This window comes from Dellaglioa sp. CoH-56-MRSF-11 (genome assembly GCF_056782135.1).
On the sequence record NZ_JBXAYE010000014.1, the window covers coordinates 1 to 400 of the forward strand.

Consider the following 400-nt stretch of genomic DNA (forward strand, 5'->3'; position numbering starts at 1 on the left):
ACATTCTGGAATGCAGCAGGCAGGAAGCGTGCGGCACGCTTGAACATACGTGCAACCGGATCAAGCTTCGTGAGTTCAACACTCTTTACCACACCGGACTTCAGCTTCACATCTTGCGAAACGGACACGACGCGCACCGCAAGTGCGCCAGTGTCTTTCTTCTTGTTGGCGCGAAGCACCAGCTTGAAGGTTTTGTTGGCCGGGAGACGCATGCTACCCTTTACGCCTTCTGCGCGATCAGCGGCATTTGCCGGGAACTTCTTGTCGTTCGTGGGTTTGAATGTGACGGCAGCGAGCCGTGCCTGAATCGCGAGAAGAGTGCGCATGTCGTAAGCCGCAAGATTGCGCTTTTTCTTGTCTTCTGCTTCTGGGTTGTAGCGTCCGATGTAGCGCGTTGCCT

At 55.2% G+C, this 400-nt stretch carries 1 protein-coding gene; it reads right to left on the bottom strand.

Going from position 1 to position 400, the window contains the following annotated elements:
• Positions 1-400, bottom strand: a 400-nt coding sequence (locus AC1RPT_RS07590; RefSeq protein ID WP_481762954.1) for a hypothetical protein, incomplete at both ends; no start/stop codon positions are given.